Genomic DNA, 20346 nt, shown 5'->3' on the forward strand with positions numbered 1-20346 from the left:
ATCAACTTTATTTGTGTAAGGAATCGCACGTTCGGGCGTCTACCGAGAAACCTTGCGAGCATCAGGGCACGACGTGTGCCTCCATTCGCGGAATCAACTCGGCGGAGAAGGAATCAGCGTGCCTCAGCAAATATGGCATCTAAAAAATAACGAACTGTTCACAAAACTGAAGCCAGACCAATTGACGCAGCTCGAATTGCGTTGTCGGTCTCGATCGTATGCCGCGCGTAGTCCAATCTATTTACCAAGTCAATCCGCTGACAGCGTATTCATGCTTGCGAGCGGACTAGTCAAGGTCTGCAATCTGACCAACGACGGTAAACAGTCCATTTTGGCGTTTGTTGAACCGGGCGAACTGTTTGGCGAGTTGGCAATTTTTGAATCTGAACAGCGGGACGAGTACGTCGAAGCGGTAGAGAAGTCGACGGTGGTGATGATTCCGGCCCGTGAACTTCAGGGACTGATGGCTGCAAACCACGACGTCTCCATCGCACTAACGAAGATGATTGGACTGCGGCGGCATCGTGTTGAACGACGATTAAAAAATCTGCTCTTTCTTTCCAATCGAGACCGGTTAATTCACTTGCTGCTTGACCTAGCGGAGCAGTTTGGCATTCACGATTCCAATGGAATTCGTCTGCGAATCAAGTTAGCTCATCAGGAAATCGCTAATCTGATGGGAAGTACCCGCGAAACGGTGACGATACTGCTAGGACAATTGAAATCCGAGGGGATGGTCGATGTGGGTCGGCAACGGATTGTCTTGGTGCAAGCGGAACAATTAGCGATCGCCGTACACCGAAAAGTGCCAAGTCTGAATTCGTAGCCTAGGCTTCCAGCCTGGGTTTTATTCTGGTCCCAGGCTGGAAGCCTAGGCTACGTCGGCGCATCAGCCCGTACTTCGCAATCGTATAGAGAATCTTGTAGCCTGCCTTGATCGTGCCACTGACGGTGCCGCTGATCTTGCTGATGCCAACTCTTGTTCGGTATGGGACGGGGATTTCCTGGAAACGCAGCCCAATCTTTGCCGCTTTGATCTGCATCTCGATCGTCCATCCAAAGTTTTCGTCGCGCATTTGCAGTTCGCACAGTCGACTGTAATTGATCGCTCGAAAGGGCCCTAAATCGGTGTAGCGAACGCCGAAAAGCCATCGCATCAGAAAGCACGCGAGCTTGTTTCCAAAGACACTTTGAGGAGGCATTGCTCCCGGCTCTCGCTCGCCGAGCAAGCGTGAACCGAGAACGAAGTCTGCGGTGTCGATTGCGAGCGGGCCGACCAAGAGGGGTAATTGATCAGGATGGTCGCTGTAGTCGGCGTCAACGAACGCCACCACTTCGGGAGCCGCTTGGCCTTCATTGACCAGCTCTCGAAGCTTCGCCAACCCACGCAGGCATGCCGCTCCGTATCCGCGCTGCGACTCCGCAACAACGATCGCACCCGCCTGCGCAGCAACGATTGCCGTGTCGTCTGTGCAACCATTGTCAACCACAATCACACCGGCGACGCAGGGCAAGTCATGCAAGACAAGGCCGATCGACTTTTCTTCGTTGAGTGCGGGGATGACGACCCAGACCGATTCTCGGAGATAGCCTTCGAGATCGTTCATCTTTTCAGCCTCGACGAAAGGGGCTGCTTTTGTTTCATTGGATCACTCTTGAACGTTGTACGAATGCCGGTTTGCTTCAGTGAGGTCAGCGGCCGATCGCAGTGAAGCGATTACGATTTCGCTGAACCGATAAAAGTTTTCATCGCAGACATCTCCTTCGAGGCTTGTCCATCGATTCGTGAGTGCGACGCGATGCTAAGCGACGGTTTTGATTGGGCCGTTTGTGACGCCGCTCTCTGGTCCCAGGTGGGATCCAATCTCAGCCCAAATTTCTTCGCGATGGATTCCGATCGAATTCGCTGCTACGATGCCCAGCCGAACTCGGTTGCCGTCAATCCTCAATACTTCAAGCGTCGCGACCTCGCCGCCCAAACTGACAACCACCCGTTGACCCTGTTTTCTTGACAAGACTAACATTCTCAATCTCCGTATCCGATAGGATTGTTGCGACCACGCACCGTCGTGGTCATGTCTTGTCAATCTACGTTTGACGCCAGCAGGGTTCTGTGCGTTTGGAAACCGTTTGACGAATTGCCGATAAGATTCTTGCCAATCCTAGGCATTTCAGCTTTTTTCACCGCATCCATTTTTGCTTGGCAAACCGGACACTGCTGAAGGTGCAAGGCGAATGCCTGTTGCTGGGCGGGTGACAATTGCTCCATCGCAAATGGCTGCATGGACGCTTGGAATTCGCTGCACGTTACGCTACCGAAGTTAAACTCCTGAAGCGGTTGCGGGCGTGTCGGTGAATTGGCGGGTCCACCGAAGGTCCAAACGCCCATTCCTAACACGGCCATCACCACGATGGGGCCGCCAATGCGAGCGATGGACTTGCGTCGACGATCGGCGTTGAGCCGCTTCCGCAGATCGCCGATGGTGCCGGGCGTGCATTCCTGCCAATCTGAATGAGCTTCGATATTTTGGCGGACCATGAACTCGTTCCTCGATTACTTGTGGAGGTATTAGTAGCCTAGGCTTCTAGCCTGGGGGCAATGTGGTCCCAGGCTGGAAGCCTAGGCTACGTCTTTGCATGTCTTTATCCTCGCCTCGCAGCAGCCAATCGTCTGTGTAGAATCTCACACGGTCGGGTATTTCTTCGCTGATCGTATGATTCGCAATGGCGTTGCTCCGTTGCGTTAAAACGTAGCCCCCGGTCAAACACCCCTCGGTTTAGCTCGTTTCATTCCGCAGGATCACGCAATTTACAAAGCTGACGTATGAACTCGTCTATTGAAACTTTCGAACAGCCAAGCAAACGTTCTACCACGAGCAGCTGGATTCAACTCGCGTGCAGCCCGTCCGTCGTCAGACGCGGAATGGTGTATAGCTTGGTGGTTGGAACCTTGTTGGTCATCATCAATCAAGGCGATGTGATCATGCAGGGAGATTTGACCTGGTGGCACGGCTTGAAAATTCCTCTGACGTACCTCGTTCCTTATACCGTTTCGACACTTTCGAGTGTCGGAGCGATGCAAAATTCTGTAAAGAGTTGATCTCTTCGTCGTCCCCCCGGGCACGTTGCAGATCGTAGCCTAGGCTTCCAGCCTGGGTAAACTTGCCTTGCTATAATTCGAGGTAGTTAGAGCTCGCATTAAGACCCAGGCTGGAAGCCTAGGCTACGTTGGGGGGCGGCAATCATGCAGGGTATCTTTCGGCGTCGCAACTTGCCTCACTGGGACGTTCCCGGTCATCCTGTATTCATCACAGGATGCTTGCGAGGTTGTTTCTCCGCCACTGGACTGAAGCAGATTGACGAGTATCGCGAAGAGCTAGAGCGTCGATCGAAACCGGCCAAGTTCTCTGCAGACCAGTGGGAACACCACAAGCAAAAACTGTTTTTTGCCTTTGTCGATAACCTGCTCGACAACGATTCGCCAGTACAGCATCTCGCCGATGACGAGCAAGCAAAGATTGTCGCCAATGCGTTTCTTCACTTTGCAAATGAACGCTACAAATTGTTGGCGTTCGTTGTCATGCCTAGCCATCATCATTGGCTCTTCAGCGTGAACGAGGATTGGGCGGACATGGAAATAGCGAGGTTGAAATTGTTGGGGAAGCAAGATCGCACGCCGCGAGAAATCATCTCGCATAGTGTCCAGAGTTTTACTGCAACGATGTGCAATCGGTCGCGTGGCGTTGAGGAGACCTATTGGCAGCAGGAAACCTTCGATCACTGGGCACGCACGGAAAACGAAGCGATTCGCATCGTTCACTATATTGAAAATAATCCAGTCAAAGCAGGCTTGTGTGCAGTCGCCGAAGACTACGGTTGGTCGTCAGCGAAGATCCGCCACGATCTGAAAATCAGTGAATCTCAACCAATCCCAAAAATAGTTCTCCCGTAGCCTAGGCTTCCAGCCTGGGTGCTATCTTGGTCCCAGGCTGGAAGCCTAGGCTACGTGGGCTACGCCACATTAGCATGGCAAACCACGGTGCGAACTCGATCCAGGTGACGACAAAGTCGTAGAAAGCGGCTCCGGTGTACGGAGTTCCCAAGACCGCCGTTGTTGGGAAATGGTAATCCAGCCAAAACCGCAAATAGTAAATGAGCACGAGGCCACTGACGGCAAGCCACGCGCGGCCTCGAGCAAACGGCAACAGGGGTAAAGCCCAGGTCCAATACCACGGATTCAATGTCGGACAAAGCAGCCAAAACCAGGCGATTGTTAGGAACGCGGCCTCACAGAAACTCGACGAATCCTTCGCCGAGGCCCGCCAAGCGAGAGTGATTGCGACGACAAAAAAGATGGCCGCAGTCATCGCACGCGCGATCATGAAGGGGGCCTCGCCAGCAGCGATGTCGAACTGCGAGGAAACCACTGTCACCATCGTTTCGCGAACCGACTCAGGCATCACGGTGAACCAGGCGGTTTCATGTGGACCGAGATGTGCGGTCGGCTTGATGTTTTCGATGATAATTAGGAATAAAAAATCGTTCATTTCCCAACGTCGGAGGAACGTTACCACACCGAGGCTGGGATCATGCATTTGCTCTCGATCCGAGGCCGATCTTTCATTTAGAATCATCGCAGAAAGCAACATCGCGGTCGTTACAACGAATGCCGTCGCTGGAGCGACGGTGAAACGCCAGCCAAAATTCTTCGCGACGGTGAAGAAAACGAGCGGAACGAGGATCACGGGGTAGAGCTTCGCCCCGACCGCTAATCCGAGCACAACACTGGCCAGCATGGCGTAGCCTAGGCTTCCAGCCTGGGTCGTGCTGTTGTTATTTTTCCCAGGCTGGAAGCCTAGGCTACTGGGTTGGGTCGGGTTCCCAGGCTGAAAGCCTAGGCTACGGATGACCAAGTACAAACCGAGCGTGGTCAAGAACACCGCGATGGCGTCCAGATGCCCACTGTTTGCAATCTCTTTCATAAGAAGCGGACACCACGCATAAATCACGCAAAGTCCTACTGGTTTCTTACATCGACGAAGCAGGCCAATCACGACGAACAGTGTCGCGATGTCTAGCCCGATGAACCACGCCTTCATGATGAACAATCGCGTCAACACAGATGACGAAGATGGCGTCATGAGATTGGCCGCTGCAAACACGGCTTGACTGGTGGGCGGATAGATCGTCGGCAACTCAGGGAAATGCACCCGATGCAAAATTTCAGCGAGTGCGGGATCATCGTCACGCAGCTTGACCAGCCGCAACAAATCTTCGTCCGCGTTTGACGCCAGCTCGGCAGAGCTTACTTGAGCGGGACTGTAGCGGAACGGACTCACACCCGCGGTGCTGACGGCTCCATCCCAAAGATAGCGATAGATATCAATTTCCTGGATGGGCAGCGAAAACAGCATCACCACGCGGAACACGATCGCCGATCCGATCACCAATTTCATCATCGGTCCGCTCTTCCGCGTCCGCCACACGATCCGAATCGCACCCAAGTACAAGGCGAACGTAACGGCAAACAGGCAAAGGACCGCGATGATTGGCCGGTCGGTCGACACACTGTCAAAGTCGAACTGCCAACTTAATATCGCGATGATTCCGTAGACGCTGATGGACAATCCAGCAAGTATCGCAAGCACGCTAACATTGGCGTTCGCGTTTGGCGGATTCTCTTTCGTGTGCGTTGACTTTTCCGCCACATTCGTGCTCTGCGTTAGTACCCGGTGAATGGTTCACAGCGTAGCAAGTCGATTCCCCCATTGTCTGTGAGCGATCTCACAGGAACGGCTTGGCGCAGCGGTGCGAAATACGTGAAACCCGTGAAATGTGAGGGATTTGCCAAGAGCGTTAGCGACAACACAGACCCAGGCGTCTCGTCGTGCCGACAAGATTCAAACCGATTTCTTGTCAAGCTCCCTCATGACCATAGACCCGCGACGATGAAACTGAAACTGTTGCTAGTTCTACTTGGCTGTATTCTCCTCACCGGCTGTCACTCGATCGATCACCGCAGCCAATCGGCCGTCATGTCGTCCCGTGATGCGACGACTGAAATCCTGGTCGATCGTGGTCACCCCAACGCGGTCATCGACGGGCTAGGGTGGGTCGTCGGTACGCCAACGAAGCTGGCACTCTGGGATCGCCGAGCTGACAATCATGATGTTTCGCCGCAGACCGAGGCCGCGCTGGTCCAATACATGGCACAAAATGGGCTAAGCGGCAGTATGGTTCGGATCAATCAATACGATCCGTGGGGCGAATGGGAGCGACTGACCTCAAACAAGCGGATTCATCCGGGCTGGCGTTACACGGTGGGCACCTACAACCATTTGAAATACGTGCTGCTGCCGGGGCGGATTTTTGGTGGTGATTGGTACAACCCATTTACGGATTCCACACACGTCTACTCGGACATCGTACCCTTGGTGATTTCACGCGCTGCGTACGCAAAAGACATTCGGGCGCAGAAACAGCCGGGAACGTACGCGGCGACCCAAGAGTTACCTTTTATCAATATGGTCCATACGACTCGTGCGACCAACGATGCTCTTAAATACGCCGCTCAATATGGGACCGCCCAAGAACAAGCGGAAGCGAACCGGATTCTTTCACCAGACTATGGCAGCAGTTGGGGTGGTCAGATCGCTTCGGTTCTGCCCTTCGGTGCTCCCTTTGGTCGTCTCGCCGGCGCGGTGGTCGGTCATGCCACCAATCAACTGCGTAAACGAGACGGCTCAAATAGCTCGCAGCCGTTGAACGAGTACCATTGCGATACTGCGGACATCGACTGGAATCGTGGTGACCAGAATGATTGATCCACTATGGCGTTCCCGCGTGTTGCTTTGTTATTCGTTCGGGATCGAGCCGGAGCCGAATTGCCCCTTCTTGCTGGCCGGTTTGGGGGCCGCGGATCCGGCGGTGGCTTGTGAGTTGAGAGACCAATCGTAGTCGAGAAACGCGACCGACGTTTCGCTGCGTGAAGCTCGCAGGATCGCTTGTTTGATCGATTCCTGCTGGACGCGAGCGGCCAGCCATGGCAGATAACCGCCAGCGTGGTCCCAGTCACCGCCGTACCAATCCAGTAGCGGACTCAATCGGAGTGTGTCGCTGGTCGCGTCATACATCACGTATTTGGTTTGATTCGCGAACTGAATGCTTTGGTCTTCCAATTGCTTCGCTAATCGCGTCCCAATGTAGGCTTCGGGCCGGATCGCCGGGCAGCTTTTGGCCGCGCAAACCAACGCCACGTGGATACGAGGTTCACGAAATCGCTTTCGTATCAACTCGTGCTCGATTTGGTTAAGGCTGAGCGTTTCGCCGTGCAGGATGTGTTCTTTCAGATCGAAAAACTCGGTCCCATCGACATCGTAGTTCATCACAGAATCGCGAATCTTGTGAGTGATGACGCCATTGATCACGAACGCATTGTAGGCGTTACACAGCAGTGCCAATTGATCCGCCGACGTGGTCAGCTTGCCGGGGTCGGATTCGGAAAGCTGTCGCAAGTAGGTGCGGAATAGGTGATCGCGAGCGATCCCGTCGTAGTCGACCAACCCGTTCTGCACGTGCGACTTCAGTAGGTAGTCCCACAACGCATGATCGACTCCGGATGCATCCGGATGCGGCGTCGGCTTGGTCGTCAACTGCACCTCATTAAACGCTTTGGCTGCGACGACGATCGGTACAGTGAATGAAACAATCGCCAACCAGAAAAAAGGACCGTAATAAGTAGATTTGTTATGTGTCATCGGTAGATCGCGGTAGTGAGGTAAACGTAGCCTAGACTTCCAGCCTGGGTTGGGTCGAGTTCCCAGGCTGGAAGCCTAGGCTACTTACAACCGGCAAGTCGCCTAGATGCAAGATCTCCATCGGGCAGCGGACGATGCATTCATTGCAGCCGACACAGGGCGAATCTTTCAACGTGATCGGTTCGCCTTTTAACGCACTCGATTTGATGTCGATGCCCATTTGGCAATACTGATTGCAAACGTTGCAGTCGATGCACTTGCCTTTCTCGGGGGTGATTTTGAATTGCGACCAGCGTCCCCAAAAATTCATCCAGAACGCCAGCGGGCACCACATCCGGCACCACACTCGCTGTCCAAGGAACGGATACAGGCCAATGGCGATCGCGCCGGCCAATGCTGTTCCCACCCACAAGTTGTATTGGCCAAGCGGTCCCTCAAATCCGTACAGATCGGCGATGGTTGCCACGGTCGCGAGCGCGATGAAGATGAAGCCCATCCGCTCCATCTTGCGTGGCGTATCCCCCTTTGGCCCGCGATGGCGAAAACCATTCCCGACGGTTTCCGCGAGCGCTCCGCACGAGCAAATGTAAGAACAGTAAATCTTTCCCCAGCGAATCGTCACCAGCGGAATCACGATGAACGTCAACACCGCAGCCCAGACGACACCGACGACCGCGACCGTGTGCCACCAAGCGGGATCGCCCGGACCCACGGCGGGATCCAGATGGAAAGCGCCCATGTTCAATGGCCAGGCATTCAGCGATCGAGTCAGCAGCGGGGTCCACGGATTGCGACCAATGAACACGGCTAAGAACGTCGGAATTCCCCACCACAGTGTCCACTGCGTCGCGATGATCGTCAGGTTACGGCGCCAGACCAGTCGATGATTCGACTTGATCGCCCAGTACAAACCGAAGCCAGCGATCGCCGAGAAATAGAGCAGATAATAGAGTCCATACGCGTTGCTGAAGTACTTCGGGACAACGTGGTACAGCCAAGTAAAACCTGGCACGTAATAGGGGCCATCGCCCGCGGCTGATGGATCGAGTGTGAGCACGCTCGGTGCAATTAGCGATCCTACATACAGTAAACCGCCAACGATCAGCAGCAAGCTAGATTGGGGTAGGTTGAGTAACGCCGAATGCCCACGCGCTTGCATATTTCCGTTGATGAGTTTTAGCGCCAGTAGACTGAGCCAAGCGATCGGCAGAACGGTTCCCACCAGGAACGCGGCGAACCCTAGTTGTGCCGACCCGATGAGCGGCTCCAGTCCCGGCAGCAGCAGTTTGCCCTCGCCCGCCGCGGCGGGGTGAAGCACAAAGTTCTTGGAGTAGAAGTAGACGAAAATGCCGACGAGCAATCCGAGCATCGACAACACGATTCGCTTTGCGGTCCAAACGCCGTCCAGTTCCAGCCCCATGTCCATCAGGAAATCGACTGGCGGAAGCGTTCCAATTTGCACAATCACATGATCGTTTGCCAACGTGTGCGTTTGCCCATCGACGTCGATGTCAACCTCGTCGTCACGGATTGCTTTGAGATTACTGCGGTACAGGATGTTTAGTCGACCGTCGCGTTCGGCCTGTTCGATCAACAGTCGGTTTTCTTCTTTGGCTCGAAATAGGTCGTCGCCGCGATAGGAAAGCGTGACCCGATTGTGCGGCATCAACAGCAGGGCTGCTTCGATCGCCGAATTACCGCCGCCGACGACCATGATATTAGCGTCGTGGTAGTCATCGGGCGTGTGCAGCCGGTAAGTCACTTTTTGCGAGTTGTCAGCACCGGGGCATTCAAGCAATCGTGCTTGTCCTTGCCGGCCCACTGCGACCAGCACTTGCTGTGTCGGAAACGATTTGCCCGATTTCGTCTCGATCTCGAATTGCCGCTCTCCAACTTTCCGTACGCGATCAACCTCTGTGTCTTCCTTGATGTGCAACTTCTTCTCGTCAACCAAGCGATTGACGCGGATGAGAAATTCGTCCTTGTCCAGATCTTCGTCGAACTCGAGTTTGCTTTCGTTCTGCACGAATTGCGGCTCGGCGTAGACTTTCTTACCAGGCGGGAAGCTGCGGACCGTGCTGGCAACTTTGTTGCGTTCCAGAACGACGTACTTGATCCCCCGCTCGTGTGCTTCCATTGCAGCGGACAACCCGGCAGGCCCCGCACCGATGATCACGAGGTCGAGCCGCTCCGCACCCGATGCGGAATCTTCGTCGAATTTCATATTCGAGATGACGCTGGCGCCCTGGTTCGCGGCCACCTTGACCAGCGGCAATCCGGTGACATCGCCAATGACGTAAATGCCTTTGACACTCGACTCGTAACGGCCATTGACGATCGGCAGGATTTCCTGCGGCGGAACCGTGGCAAAATAGGTTGTCTTCTTGCGGTCCGACTTGGGTGCGTTCGCAGACATCGTACCTCCCTGTACGAACAAAAGGGTGTCGCCTTCTCAGCGTGATTCGAGCCGGAATGTTCGCAAGACTCAGACTGCGTGTCTGTGAATTGGCTTACAGAGTGTCAATATGGCGTCAGAGAGTGGCTTGGAAATGGGCTCCAGCTTCACTGCTGATTCGCCCACTAACCGCGGTGCAATCCTGCAACCACGTGACAGCCGTCGCTCTTCTTTTGCTGTTCGCACTGCTGCAACGCCGCCTTCAGAATACGCCGAACGTGGCGGAGATCTTTTAATCGGCGCTCGGTGTCGGCAAGTCGATCCTCAATCAGTCCGCGAACGCTTCCACAGGTCGGCGTCCCGCCCGCGTCGTCCAAAAGCAGTGCCTTCACATCGTCGAGTGTGAACCCGGTCGCTTGTGCCGCTCGGATGAATTTCAATCTGTCGAGTGATGCGTCGCTATACAGCCGGTAATTCCCCCGGCTACGTTCTTCCGGTTCGACGAGACCGATCCGCTCGTAGTAGCGAACGGTCGACGTTCGTATCCCAGCAGATTTCGCTAGCTGGCTGATGGTGAATTGATCGCTCACGATTGCCTCTTGAAAGAAAAATTGAAATCGCACTTGACCTTACACCTAGGTGCAGGGTCGATAATAGAGCATAGACAACCGTATTACGCGGGATGAGAAGAAAGGAATTGCGATGATTGATCAAGTGACCACTCCGAATCGAGTCGAGTGTCCCGTCTGCGGCAAGAAGGCGAAGCGAGTCGCAGCGGCTACGCTGCGATCGCTGTTAAAAGACGAGTTCGCTGGCGAGTTTGCAGCCGATGACCACTCTAGTTGTAGCGCCGATGGTGGATGTTCATCGTTGACCAAGGACAGCGGATGGAGATTCTGCGATTCGCAGGATTGTGACGTCGTCTACTTCGCTGAAACCGATGAACGGACATTTACGAGGGACCAGTTGCATGTCGCTGTCGGGGTTAAGGAAACGACGGGAGAGCGGCCGCTGTGCTACTGCTTTGGTCACTCCGTCGCGAGCATCAAGGAACAACTTCGCTCCGAAGGCGAAAGCAACGCCACAGCAGACATTCGGGCGAAAATGAAGGACCCTGGGTGCCGATGCGAGACGGAGAACCCATCCGGTTCGTGCTGTTTGGGAAGCGTCGAAAAAGGAATCAAAATTGCTAAAGGAGAAATTGGAATGGATACTGCAAAAACGATAACGACTTCCGCAGCGCCAATTGGCGACAAAGGCGAGAAGATTGCCAAGCTTGGAACGCTGGTCTCGGCGATTATGGCCTCGGCTTGCTGTTGGTTGCCACTGCTCTTGCTGGCTGTCGGTGTTTCTGGGGCGGGGATCGCAGCAACATTGGAAGCATACCGCCCGCTATTTATGGTCATGACGTTTGGCTTCCTTGCTGCTGCGTTCTATTACACGTATCGTCCCAGGAATGTGTTCCGCCCGAAGAATACGAACGAGACTGCTGAGGGGCACGGTTGTTGTGCGACTGAGCCAACCCGCGGTGAAGCATGCTGTGCGACCGCCACGGGCCGTTTCAACATGATGACCCTGAATAAGGTCATGCTGTGGGTCGTGACCGTCATGGCGGTGCTGTTCCTGTTTTTCCCAAGTTACGTCGGAGTGTTTCTCGGCGGTGACGGCAAGGCCGTGACGGACAACATGAACCGCGTGGTCATCAAAGTCGATGGGATGACGTGCGAAGGTTGCTCGGCTGGTGTTGCCAAGGCGATTCGGACGGTGCCGGGCGTGGTGGCAGTCGACGTCAACTACGAACAAGGTACAGCCATCGTCGGCACCGAAATCTGTTGCCCTGTCCCCAAAGAGCAGATTCTCGTATCGCTCCAGGACGCTGGATACACTGGCCGTTAACGACTTGACGGCGATTGCGCGTAACGAGGCGATTGCAGCAGCAATGCCAGCACGTTGTCGGTGAACAGGGGATCCGCGGTTAGTTTGCGGTGGCTGGTGTGCAGAAACATCACGCTGGTCCAGTGAATGGGGGAAGCGGGGCGTGTTGATACGGTCTCGACGGGCTGTTCGCTCATCAGCGCGCTGTGCCGTGTGGTCGTGTCATCACCAGGCACGCTTTTCGCGACTTCCAGCTTTCCGGTTTCAGTGTCGACGGACATCACGGCAGGCGTTTCAATTGCGTCGCCAGCGTAAAGATGCAACGTGACACTCCGTGGCGGCGCCGCCGGAATATCGAGTGCCTGATGAAATTGCTTCGCTTTGAGCAAGCACTTGCGTTGATGGTCCAGGGCAATGCAATGGCGTGATTCACGCTCGGCAACCTCCGGTAACAGTTGTTGCAAAACTGCGTCTTGGTCCGGATCGGCCAGTCCCCACTTCATTTGTCGCCACAACTCGGGATCGTAAAAATCGTAGGCTTGTTCAGGATCCTGGGCATCGACGAGCGTCTGATGACGCGGACGCGGCAGCATCTGGTAGATCGACGGCATCGTCCCCAACGCGGCGGGGGGATAGTAGGGAAGCACTCTGGAGAGCTGATGTCCATTGACCAAATCACGCAGCGCGAATGCCGAGCCGGCGTTGGGAGTTCCTATCATGATCAATCGTTCAACGCTTCTCGCTCCCTCCCAGTCCAACGAGGGCAAAGAGCCATCTTCGGGCAACGGCTGCGAACCGTATCGCAGGTAATAGCGTGAGAGCAGGCCGCCGAGTGAATGGGCCACAATGTCGAACTTGATTTCCGCATCGGTGATTCCGTAGCGGCTTTCATACTCGGCTTGAATGTACGCACGCTTTGCGGTAATGAATTCGTCAAGCAAAGCGGCGTTCTCTGCGACGTCTCGCCGCCAATCGTAGTCGAACTGAAAACAGGTGAAGTGTTCGTCGCCGTAATTGAATTCGTCCGCTTTCGGGTGTGTCGGATCGCGATACCCGCCCACGCCAAGGGTTTGAAGGATCTGGTTGTAGGCTTGCAGCTCGACCGGAATCCCAAACACGCTCAATTCCAGGTACGCCAGTGTTCCATCGCTGCGAACGCTGTCTCGCAATTGCGCCAGCGGAACCCCTTGGCCCATTGGCAACGATACTGCCACCAGATCGTCCGATTGCTGACGTCGAAAACGAATTCGGTCGTACTTCCCCCAAACGGTCTTGCCGGTCTCATCATCGACCAGCCGCGAACCCAACACTCCTGGGATCACGATCACTGGATTGCGTTCATAGTCGGGCCGCTGGGCCAGCGGGTTGTAGATTGCAGCGAGTGACGAATGGGGGCGGTGCGTCACACAGCCTGGGGCAAGCACAACCAACGCGAACGCGGGCAACAACAACTTTCTCGCACGCATCGAAAATTGAACCACCGTTTCGACAAGTCGGCGTGCTGGAAATCGCCCGGCCGATCGCGAGTTCACCATCGACAAACGCAGAAGCCATGCAATGAGTGCCAGCAACAACAGTGGCCAAAGCGTAGCGAACATGTCCGTTCGTGATACTTGTGACGCTTCGGGGACCATCGTGCCTGCGCGAACGAGCAGATAGGTTGCCGGCAACATACCGACCTGGCTAATCAGCCAGAATTGCTTGATTGACAATCGAGAACGTCCTGCCAACACGTTAACGGCAAAGAATGGCATCACCGGTGTTAGCCGCAAAAGCAGTAGTTCCCATCTGCCAATTTCCGAGCAAACTGTCTCACGCTGACCGTTCTGATTTGGCTGTCCATTGCGAAACATGTAACGCCGACTAGAAGTGAAGGCGATTGTGGCACCGGCGGTGCTCGCGAAACTGGCGACGATGGTCCCCGGCCCGATTCCGAACAGGGGACCCGCAAACAGCGTTAGCAGCACCGCACCGGGAATCGCAAATCCAGCCATCAAGACATAGACGCAGCTATATACCGCAAGTCGCATCGCTAGATGAAACTCGGCCGCGTTAGTAACGACCAGATGCAACGGGTCACGAGCGAACCACGCAGTGATGGCGATCGCTACCCAAGCAGCGCGGATTGCATTGTCTTTCGTACTGGTGCAAATCATCGAGGTCATCCATGACCGATTAAGAGAGACGGTTGCCTAGGCTACTCTATGGTGATTGGAAAGCGTGTTCCGCCGAAGAATCGCATCCGAAGAATGCGGTGTCTGTGAGAAATCGTACAGTTCGTGAATTGCCATCATCGACGTGGTGATGTCGAGGTGCTTCGCGAGTGATTCATTGCCCCGCGTTGCAAGCCAAGTGCCTCGACGCGCTGCTAGCACGCATGGCCGACGTGTTCATGCTCCGAAAACTCGAAGGCCACAGCACGCTGGGTATCTGTAAGGTATTGGAGGTCACCCCGTCTGACCAGTGTGTCTTACTACACCGAGCCCGCCTACGCTTGGCGATTGACATGAATCGTCGCTCGCAACAGGAAGGCAGCAGATAAGAAGGCGGTATGAAACCGGTCGAAAAACTGCATGAACAAGGCCACAGTCTCTGGCTCGACAATATCACGTGCACTCATTGCAAAATCGCAAAGGACATCCATGATGCGAAACCCATTCCGATTCTTCCTCGAACTGCTGAGACAGCCCGTGTGGATTCAACTCTGGTTGTCTTTCTTGATGCTCGTCAACATGGCAAGCGTCGCCTTTTGGAGCGAGCCACTGGCGAAAGTGATCTTCCTCACCTTTATGGTCTCCGCCGCGCTGGTGATGGGGCTGTATGTGATTTTCGGTTTCAGCAAGCTTCTCGGCTTGGGGCACGTCCTGTGGATTCCGTTGCTTATCTACGTGATTATCCAGATTCCTAACGTAGATATCGGGTTCAAAACTTATCTCGTCGCGTTCAGCATTTCTGTCGCGGTCTCGTTGGCTTTCGACATCACCGACGTGTGGCAGTACTTCAGAAATCGAAAACACGCCTAAGCGGTTTTTGCGAGTGTTTGTGTTAATGGCGAATTCTGCCGCGATTCATCATCAGCCAAAGTGCCTGCACATCCGCCACAGACGATCAGAAATTTCGCCCTTTGACCCCAATCACTTGCGAGGTAACGCTACGAACGGGACCGAAAAAATTGACGGACAAGGCCAGAGTTTCTGGCTGAACATTGTATTGCGCTAACTACTGCCGAGCCGCACGTTTCGCCGCTAGATCGACAAGTTCTCCATCACCGGATTGCCAATTGGAAGTTTGCTTTCACGAGGTCGTGTCGTCGTCAAACCGCTTGTTTTGGGCCAGATAGCCTGGCCGGGTCTCCAGCAAATGCTTGACAGCGTTTGCCAGCGACGCATCGGGCTTGAGGTGTTGGTAGACAAGCATCCACAGTACAACGCAGGTCGCGGTTGTGTTCACCCTCTGCAACGAAGCATCCAAAAACCTGATTCGGCAGCATTCTCTTTCACCGCTGGCATTTGCCGAATTGTAAGCCACTTCACAGACGGAGCGTTTAAGAAGCTCGTATCGTCCGAGCTGTCAAGCAACAGCCATCGCCTATTTGCCGTTCGATTCGGGCGTTTTGTGTGTCGGCTCACATTGTCAACCGCACTGCAGGTCCGATGGAAGAGGAAAGGAATTCTCGTTCCAAGCAATCTCAAGCTGAATTTTCGCAAGGAAACCCATGTCTCGTAAATTACTCGCCAGCGCGTCCCTTTGTTGCTTCGTTACCATTGGTTGCATTGCTTTTTCAGGGTGCCGACAGGCTGGTTCCTGTCGCAACGGTAGCTGCTCCGCTCCTTCGTCCGGGTATGGATCGCTCGTCTATTCGGAGTCGTCCTCTTATTCTCAGCCGGCCTATCAGGGATCTGGTTCGAGTAATTCGATGCCTTCGTCTTCTTATTCCGCGCCAACGCAAAGCTACACATCTCCGAGCGGGTCGGGGACGCGTTCTGCACCTTCTGGAGGTTCAGGTACACGTTAGCTGACTGCGAAAATCCTTTTTGGAATTGTGTAAGGATTTTGTAGGTCCAGCGTCTTCCCTTGCGATTAACCAAGTTTCGGCTTGCCGTAGCCTAGGCTTCCAGTCTGGGGCCAGCACACCCAGGCTGGAAGCCTAGGCTACGGATTATTTAACTCGCATCCGAAGGGAAGTCGGTCCTATGAAAACAGCTTTGTTAGACGAAAAACAAGTCGCCGAGTCGTCGGTCTACCAGCGATACGCCGCTGCCGCCCAAGCGGTCGAGCCCGCGCTTTGCTGCCCGGTCCAGTACTCGACCGACTTGTTGAAGGTGATCCCTCAAGAAATCATTGAACGGGATTATGGATGCGGCGATCCCACGCCCTACGTTCGCTCAGGCGAAACGGTGCTGGATCTGGGCAGCGGAGGTGGCAAGTTGTGTTACATCGCGGCCCAGGTCGTCGGTCCCGAAGGACGCGTGATTGGGGTCGATTGTAACCGTGAAATGCTGGGGCTCGCTCGCAAGCATGCACCTGCGGTGGCCGAGCAGCTCGGTTACGCAAACGTCGATTTTCGCTACGGTCTGATTCAGGATTTAGCTCTCGATCTGGATCAACTTGCTGGCGAGTTGTCAGAACATCCCGTGAACGATCCGGCTGGCTATCTCGAGCTCCGCCACACCGAGGAACGATTGCGTCGCGAACAACCGCTCATCGCTGACGAATCCGTCGACTGCGTCTTGTCCAACTGTGTTCTGAATCTTGTCCGACAACAAGATCGCCGACAATTGTTTGCTGAAATTTTCCGTGTCTTGCGTCGCGGAGGCCACGCTGCAATCAGCGATATTGTCAGCGACGAAAGTGTCCCGCAGCGTCTGCAACAGGACCCGGAACTTTGGTCGGGCTGTATCACTGGCGCGTTTCGTGAAGATGAGTTTCTTGAAGCGTTCGAGGATGCAGGCTTTCACGGAATCGAAATCGTCAAGCGACAAAGCGAGCCTTGGAGGACGGTGGAGGGAATTGAGTTTCGCAGCGTGACAGTCGTTGCGCACAAGGGAAAGCAAGGTCCTTGTTTGGAACGCGGGCAAGCGGTGTCGTATCGCGGCCCATTTAAGAAAGTCCAGGATGATGATGGTCACACGTATTTCCGGGGCGAGCGGATGGTTGTTTGTGACAAGACGTTCAATCTGCTTCAGCAAGAACCGTATACGAACATGTTTGACGCGATTGAGCCGCGTGTCGTTGTGCCGTTGGAAGATGCGAAGCCGCTCGATTGCCGGCGCAGCACTCGACGTCATCCGCGTGAAACGAAAGGCCTCGAGTATCACGCGACCACCGAAGCAACGAATGGCTGCAGCGACGAAGGTCCGTGCTGCTAGACCGTAGCCTAGTCATCCAGCCTAGGTCTCATCCATGCATCCAATTGTCCCATGCTGGAATCCTGGGCTACGCAAGGAACCAACATGCAATTATCACTGCTAAGGCAAAAAAGCGAACTCACTAACGCAGCCATACAGCGAGAAATTCTCGAAGGAGTCGCGAAGCCGCGACAACCCTACTTCAACGAGAAGCTGCGGTCGAGCGGCTTGCAGAATCTTCGTGCCACTGGCATTGACGTCATGCAGATCAACGTGGGCAAGTTGTGTAATCAAACTTGCACGCACTGCCACGTGGACGCGGGGCCAGACCGTCGAGAGAGCATGTCGCGAGAAACGGCCGAGCAGATCATCGACGTGCTTGCGAACAACGACATTCCCACCCTGGATATTACCGGGGGCGCAGCGGAGATGAATCCCAATTTTCGTTGGATCGTCGAGCAGGCGTACAAGCTCGGTTGTCGAGTCATTGACCGCTGCAACCTCACGATCTTGATGGCCAATGGATTCAAGGATTTACCCGAGTTCCTAGCCAAGCATGATGTCGAGGTCGTCGCCTGTTTGCCGTGTTACATGGAAGAAAATTGTGATAGCCAGCTTGGCAACGGCGTTTTCAAACGTTCCATTGACGCACTCAAACGTTTGAACCAACTTGGCTACGGACACCCCGGTTTGGGGCGGAAACTGACGCTCGTTTACAACCCCACTGGAACCGCATTGCCGCCGTCGCAACACGAACTCGAAGCGACCTGCCGTGACGAGCTGAAAACGCGATACGACATTGTCTTTTCGGAACTACACACGATTACCAATCTTCCGATCAGCCGGTTTCTCGATGAACTGCTCCAGGGCGACCAACTCGATGTGTACATGCAGAAGCTGATCGACAGCTTCAATCCGCGCACCGTCGATGGCGTCATGTGTCGCAGGATGATCTCGGTGGATTGGCAGGGATACCTATTTGACTGCGATTTCAACCAGATGTTGAACATGGGATTGTCTGCGGACCTGCCACAGCATATTTCAGATTTCGATCCCTCGAGACTTAGCGACCGCATGATCCAAACCGGCCGGCATTGCTTTGGCTGCACCGCCGGATGCGGATCGGGATGCCAGGGAGCGGGCGTTAACATCGGAGCAGCACCATGATCGTCTTTCTTGCTCTCGTCGCAGGCATCCTGCTGGCGTACGCCAACGGTGCGAATGACAATTTTAAGGGCGTCGCCACATTGTACGGCAGCGACACGACAACGTACCGACGGTCGCTCGTGTGGGCGACGGCAACCACAGCGGCAGGTTCGCTGACGGCGGTTTGGCTCGCTCGCGAGTTGCTAGAACGATTCTCAGGCAAAGGTATCGTACCCGACGCACTGGTGGCTCAGAATAATTTTGGCGTTGCAGTCGCGTTGGCTGCAGGGTTGACCGTGATGTTGGCGAGTCGTTTTGGATTTCCGATTTCTACCACTCACGCTTTAGTGGGGGGGATGGTCGGAGCTGCGGGGGCGTCATCGTTTGCGGTCGATTGGAATGTTCTATCGACCAAGCTAATGGCACCGCTGTTGCTAAGTCCACTGATTGCGATCATTGTCACGGCAGTGCTCTATTTAACGCTTCGGCGAACTCGGATCGCAATGGGAATCACGAAAGAAACGTGTCTTTGCAGCGGTCGCGAAATCGTCGAGGTCGTTGCGTTGGGATCGGGGGCGATGGCAATGTCGCGTGCCAAGCAGCTTTCGATCACGTTGGGGACAAACGTAAGCTGCCGAGATCATTATGCCGGTAACCTTGTGGGTGTCGATGCTCGTAATTCGCTTGACGTCATGCATTTTCTTTCTGCGGGGATGGTCAGTTTTGCGCGTGGATTGAATGACACGCCGAAGATCGCCGCACTGCTATTGATGGTTCCAGCCCTGAACTCGCTCACCGCAACTGTGGTCTGCGGCATGGCGATCGCCATCGGTGGCTGGTTCGGTGCGAAGAAAATCGCTGAAAAACTGAGTCATGGCATCACTGAAATGAACGCTGGTCAGGGATTCTCTGCGAATTGCGTCACCTCGGTCTTGGTCGTGTTCGCGAGCCGCTGGGGGCTGCCCGTGTCTACCACACATGTTTCCTGCGGTGCACTGTTTGGAATCGGAAGTGTGACCGGCCAAGCAAAGTGGAAGTCGATCGGTCAGATATTGCTCGCGTGGGTCACGACACTTCCCATGGCTGCGTTGATCGCTTGGCTCGTTTTCAAAATGTTAACTTAGTCTAGGCTTCCAGCCTGGGTTTTGTGGTGGTCGCAGCCTAGGTTTCGTTATCGTCTCGGATTGGAAATCTAGGGGATGTCAGCGACCAGCAATCTCGGTTCCAGGTCGAAACGCATACCATGCGAACCAAAACGTATTCATCCACTGCAGTCCAGCATCCGCCTCGACGACTCGAATCGTTTGATCGTTGGCATCGAATACTACGGTGAACTTTTTGCTGCCAAGCGGCTTCTCGATCTGCGTCGATTTTCCAGCAAATGCTGAAACAGGAATCGCCAGTGCGGCGGTGTCATCCCAAACTCCGATCATGCGTTCCTTCAATGGCAATGCATTGCTGATCGGTTTCGCTGGGAACATTAAATTGGGCTGTTGGAAGTAGCCAGCATACGGGCTGGTTCTATAGTTTCGCCGATGTCCGGTTTCGGATGAAATCACTGTGGTGTTTGGATGGCGAGTTTGCCATGCAGCCCACGTGGTGAGTTCCATCGGCAGAACGGTTAACTTCATTCTGGCGCCAGGTCCCGAAACCCCTTCTCCTTTTATCTGCGACCAGAGACTTTCCGCGTTGGATCGGTCGTACATCAATACGTTGCTGTTGTAGAGCAATCCCGAGACACCGAACTCTCGTTCACCCAGAGGAGTCCGACGATCAAATACGACAGCCGAGTCACACAGCGGACAATAGGTCACGGCGATCGGTA

At 54.6% G+C, this 20346-nt stretch carries 20 protein-coding genes and 1 pseudogene; 10 read left to right on the forward strand and 11 right to left on the reverse strand.

The window, feature by feature from the left end:
- The first annotated feature begins 118 nt into the window (after positions 1–118).
- On the forward strand, positions 119–826 hold the full coding sequence (locus ABX962_RS08030) for a Crp/Fnr family transcriptional regulator (protein WP_372718272.1): 708 nt from the start codon (positions 119–121) through the stop codon (positions 824–826).
- A gap of 1 nt (position 827) precedes the next feature.
- Here ABX962_RS08030 and ABX962_RS08035 read toward each other — a convergent pair whose 3' ends face one another.
- From ABX962_RS08035 to ABX962_RS08045, 3 genes are all read right to left on the reverse strand, one after another.
- On the reverse strand, positions 828–1607 hold the full coding sequence (locus ABX962_RS08035; RefSeq protein WP_372718273.1) for a glycosyltransferase family 2 protein: 780 nt from the start codon (positions 1605–1607) through the stop codon (positions 828–830).
- A gap of 195 nt (positions 1608–1802) precedes the next feature.
- Positions 1803–2024, reverse strand: a complete 222-nt coding sequence (locus tag ABX962_RS08040; RefSeq protein WP_339942409.1) for a carbon storage regulator — start codon at positions 2022–2024, stop codon at positions 1803–1805.
- Between the two features lie 59 nt (positions 2025–2083).
- Positions 2084–2539, reverse strand: coding sequence for a zf-HC2 domain-containing protein (locus ABX962_RS08045; RefSeq protein WP_372718275.1), 456 nt, complete (start codon positions 2537–2539; stop codon positions 2084–2086).
- A gap of 384 nt (positions 2540–2923) precedes the next feature.
- Here ABX962_RS08045 and nrtS point away from each other — a divergent pair, with 384 nt between their 5' ends.
- Both nrtS and ABX962_RS08055 read left to right on the forward strand, forming a co-directional pair.
- Positions 2924–3100 (forward strand): nitrate/nitrite transporter NrtS, encoded by a 177-nt coding sequence (nrtS, locus tag ABX962_RS08050; protein ID WP_372718277.1) that lies wholly within the window; start codon positions 2924–2926, stop codon positions 3098–3100.
- Positions 3101–3244: 144 nt separating this feature from the next.
- On the forward strand, positions 3245–3952 hold the full coding sequence (locus tag ABX962_RS08055; RefSeq protein WP_372718279.1) for a transposase: 708 nt from the start codon (positions 3245–3247) through the stop codon (positions 3950–3952).
- A 1-nt stretch (position 3953) separates the two neighbouring features.
- Here ABX962_RS08055 and ABX962_RS08060 read toward each other — a convergent pair whose 3' ends face one another.
- The gene (locus tag ABX962_RS08060; protein WP_372718281.1) at positions 3954–5708 is read right to left on the reverse strand and encodes a hypothetical protein; all 1755 of its coding nucleotides are present in this window, start codon (positions 5706–5708) and stop codon (positions 3954–3956) included.
- Positions 5709–5948: 240 nt separating this feature from the next.
- Here ABX962_RS08060 and ABX962_RS08065 point away from each other — a divergent pair, with 240 nt between their 5' ends.
- The gene (locus tag ABX962_RS08065) at positions 5949–6824 is read left to right on the forward strand and encodes a hypothetical protein (RefSeq protein WP_372718283.1); all 876 of its coding nucleotides are present in this window, start codon (positions 5949–5951) and stop codon (positions 6822–6824) included.
- Between the two features lie 30 nt (positions 6825–6854).
- Here ABX962_RS08065 and ABX962_RS08070 read toward each other — a convergent pair whose 3' ends face one another.
- The 3 genes from ABX962_RS08070 to ABX962_RS08080 all read right to left on the reverse strand — a co-directional run bounded on the left by ABX962_RS08070 (position 6855) and on the right by ABX962_RS08080 (position 10742).
- Positions 6855–7757 (reverse strand): DUF547 domain-containing protein, encoded by a 903-nt coding sequence (locus tag ABX962_RS08070; protein ID WP_345321449.1) that lies wholly within the window; start codon positions 7755–7757, stop codon positions 6855–6857.
- A gap of 31 nt (positions 7758–7788) precedes the next feature.
- Positions 7789–10173 (reverse strand): NAD(P)-binding domain-containing protein, encoded by a 2385-nt coding sequence (locus ABX962_RS08075; RefSeq protein WP_372718285.1) that lies wholly within the window; start codon positions 10171–10173, stop codon positions 7789–7791.
- 164 nt (positions 10174–10337) lie between these two features.
- Complete coding sequence (locus ABX962_RS08080) at positions 10338–10742, reverse strand: MerR family transcriptional regulator (RefSeq protein WP_372718287.1); 405 nt, start codon at positions 10740–10742, stop codon at positions 10338–10340.
- A gap of 112 nt (positions 10743–10854) precedes the next feature.
- On the opposite strand from ABX962_RS08080, the gene ABX962_RS08085 reads away from it, so the two are divergent.
- The gene (locus ABX962_RS08085; RefSeq protein WP_372718288.1) at positions 10855–12048 is read left to right on the forward strand and encodes a mercuric transporter MerT family protein; all 1194 of its coding nucleotides are present in this window, start codon (positions 10855–10857) and stop codon (positions 12046–12048) included.
- Here ABX962_RS08085 and ABX962_RS08090 read toward each other — a convergent pair.
- Complete coding sequence (locus ABX962_RS08090) at positions 12045–14183, reverse strand: VTT domain-containing protein (RefSeq protein WP_372718290.1); 2139 nt, start codon at positions 14181–14183, stop codon at positions 12045–12047. The two genes, ABX962_RS08085 and ABX962_RS08090, sit on opposite strands and share 4 nt — an antisense overlap.
- Positions 14184–14419: 236 nt before the next feature.
- On the opposite strand from ABX962_RS08090, the gene ABX962_RS08095 reads away from it, so the two are divergent.
- Positions 14420–14569 carry a hypothetical protein gene (locus ABX962_RS08095; protein ID WP_372718301.1) on the forward strand — a complete coding sequence of 50 codons (150 nt, stop codon included), beginning with the start codon at positions 14420–14422 and terminating at the stop codon, positions 14567–14569.
- Here the strand turns inward: ABX962_RS08095 and ABX962_RS08100 are convergent.
- Complete coding sequence (locus tag ABX962_RS08100; RefSeq protein WP_372718303.1) at positions 14516–14647, reverse strand: hypothetical protein; 132 nt, start codon at positions 14645–14647, stop codon at positions 14516–14518. The genes ABX962_RS08095 and ABX962_RS08100 overlap by 54 nt on opposite strands.
- A gap of 22 nt (positions 14648–14669) precedes the next feature.
- On the opposite strand from ABX962_RS08100, the gene ABX962_RS08105 reads away from it, so the two are divergent.
- Positions 14670–15050, forward strand: coding sequence for a hypothetical protein (locus tag ABX962_RS08105; RefSeq protein WP_372718292.1), 381 nt, complete (start codon positions 14670–14672; stop codon positions 15048–15050).
- Between the two features lie 274 nt (positions 15051–15324).
- On the opposite strand, the pseudogene ABX962_RS08110 reads toward ABX962_RS08105, so the two are convergent.
- Positions 15325–15507 (reverse strand): annotated as a pseudogene (locus tag ABX962_RS08110) (IS4 family transposase); the annotation flags it as partial.
- A 713-nt stretch (positions 15508–16220) separates the two neighbouring features.
- Between ABX962_RS08110 and ABX962_RS08115 the strand changes: the two are divergent.
- The 3 genes from ABX962_RS08115 (at position 16221) to ABX962_RS08125 (ending at position 19645) form a co-directional block, all read left to right on the forward strand.
- Positions 16221–17396: a methyltransferase domain-containing protein gene (locus tag ABX962_RS08115; protein WP_372718294.1), complete on the forward strand. Its 1176-nt coding sequence runs from the start codon at positions 16221–16223 to the stop codon at positions 17394–17396.
- 84 nt (positions 17397–17480) lie between these two features.
- Positions 17481–18542: an arsenosugar biosynthesis radical SAM (seleno)protein ArsS gene (gene arsS / locus ABX962_RS08120; RefSeq protein ID WP_372718295.1), complete on the forward strand. Its 1062-nt coding sequence runs from the start codon at positions 17481–17483 to the stop codon at positions 18540–18542.
- A complete protein-coding gene (locus tag ABX962_RS08125; protein WP_372718297.1) occupies positions 18539–19645 on the forward strand; it encodes an anion permease in 1107 nt (368 codons plus the stop codon). Before arsS ends, ABX962_RS08125 begins: the two co-directional genes overlap by 4 nt.
- A 78-nt stretch (positions 19646–19723) precedes the next feature.
- Here the strand turns inward: ABX962_RS08125 and ABX962_RS08130 are convergent.
- A partial coding sequence (locus tag ABX962_RS08130) for a DUF3179 domain-containing (seleno)protein (protein WP_372718299.1) occupies positions 19724–20346 on the reverse strand: 623 nt, incomplete at its 5' end.

Source organism: Novipirellula sp. (assembly GCF_041583735.1).
In the GTDB taxonomy this organism is placed as follows: Bacteria; Planctomycetota; Planctomycetia; order Pirellulales; family Pirellulaceae; genus Novipirellula.

Excerpts from the sequence above, each read along its gene's own strand:
- ABX962_RS08035 (WP_372718273.1), bottom strand. The coding sequence starts at position 1,607 with ATGAACGATCTCGAAGGCTATCTCCGAGAATCGGTCTGGGTCGTCATC.
- ABX962_RS08040 (WP_339942409.1), bottom strand. The coding sequence starts at position 2,024 with ATGTTAGTCTTGTCAAGAAAACAGGGTCAACGGGTGGTTGTCAGTTTG.
- ABX962_RS08045 (WP_372718275.1), bottom strand. The coding sequence starts at position 2,539 with ATGGTCCGCCAAAATATCGAAGCTCATTCAGATTGGCAGGAATGCACG.
- nrtS (WP_372718277.1), top strand. The coding sequence starts at position 2,924 with ATGGTGTATAGCTTGGTGGTTGGAACCTTGTTGGTCATCATCAATCAA.
- ABX962_RS08055 (WP_372718279.1), top strand. The coding sequence starts at position 3,245 with ATGCAGGGTATCTTTCGGCGTCGCAACTTGCCTCACTGGGACGTTCCC.
- ABX962_RS08065 (WP_372718283.1), top strand. The coding sequence starts at position 5,949 with ATGAAACTGAAACTGTTGCTAGTTCTACTTGGCTGTATTCTCCTCACC.
- ABX962_RS08070 (WP_345321449.1), bottom strand. The coding sequence starts at position 7,757 with ATGACACATAACAAATCTACTTATTACGGTCCTTTTTTCTGGTTGGCG.
- ABX962_RS08075 (WP_372718285.1), bottom strand. The coding sequence starts at position 10,173 with ATGTCTGCGAACGCACCCAAGTCGGACCGCAAGAAGACAACCTATTTT.
- ABX962_RS08085 (WP_372718288.1), top strand. The coding sequence starts at position 10,855 with ATGATTGATCAAGTGACCACTCCGAATCGAGTCGAGTGTCCCGTCTGC.
- ABX962_RS08090 (WP_372718290.1), bottom strand. The coding sequence starts at position 14,183 with ATGATTTGCACCAGTACGAAAGACAATGCAATCCGCGCTGCTTGGGTA.
- ABX962_RS08095 (WP_372718301.1), top strand. The coding sequence starts at position 14,420 with ATGCTCCGAAAACTCGAAGGCCACAGCACGCTGGGTATCTGTAAGGTA.
- ABX962_RS08100 (WP_372718303.1), bottom strand. The coding sequence starts at position 14,647 with ATGAGTGCACGTGATATTGTCGAGCCAGAGACTGTGGCCTTGTTCATG.
- ABX962_RS08105 (WP_372718292.1), top strand. The coding sequence starts at position 14,670 with ATGATGCGAAACCCATTCCGATTCTTCCTCGAACTGCTGAGACAGCCC.
- ABX962_RS08115 (WP_372718294.1), top strand. The coding sequence starts at position 16,221 with ATGAAAACAGCTTTGTTAGACGAAAAACAAGTCGCCGAGTCGTCGGTC.
- arsS (WP_372718295.1), top strand. The coding sequence starts at position 17,481 with ATGCAATTATCACTGCTAAGGCAAAAAAGCGAACTCACTAACGCAGCC.
- ABX962_RS08125 (WP_372718297.1), top strand. The coding sequence starts at position 18,539 with ATGATCGTCTTTCTTGCTCTCGTCGCAGGCATCCTGCTGGCGTACGCC.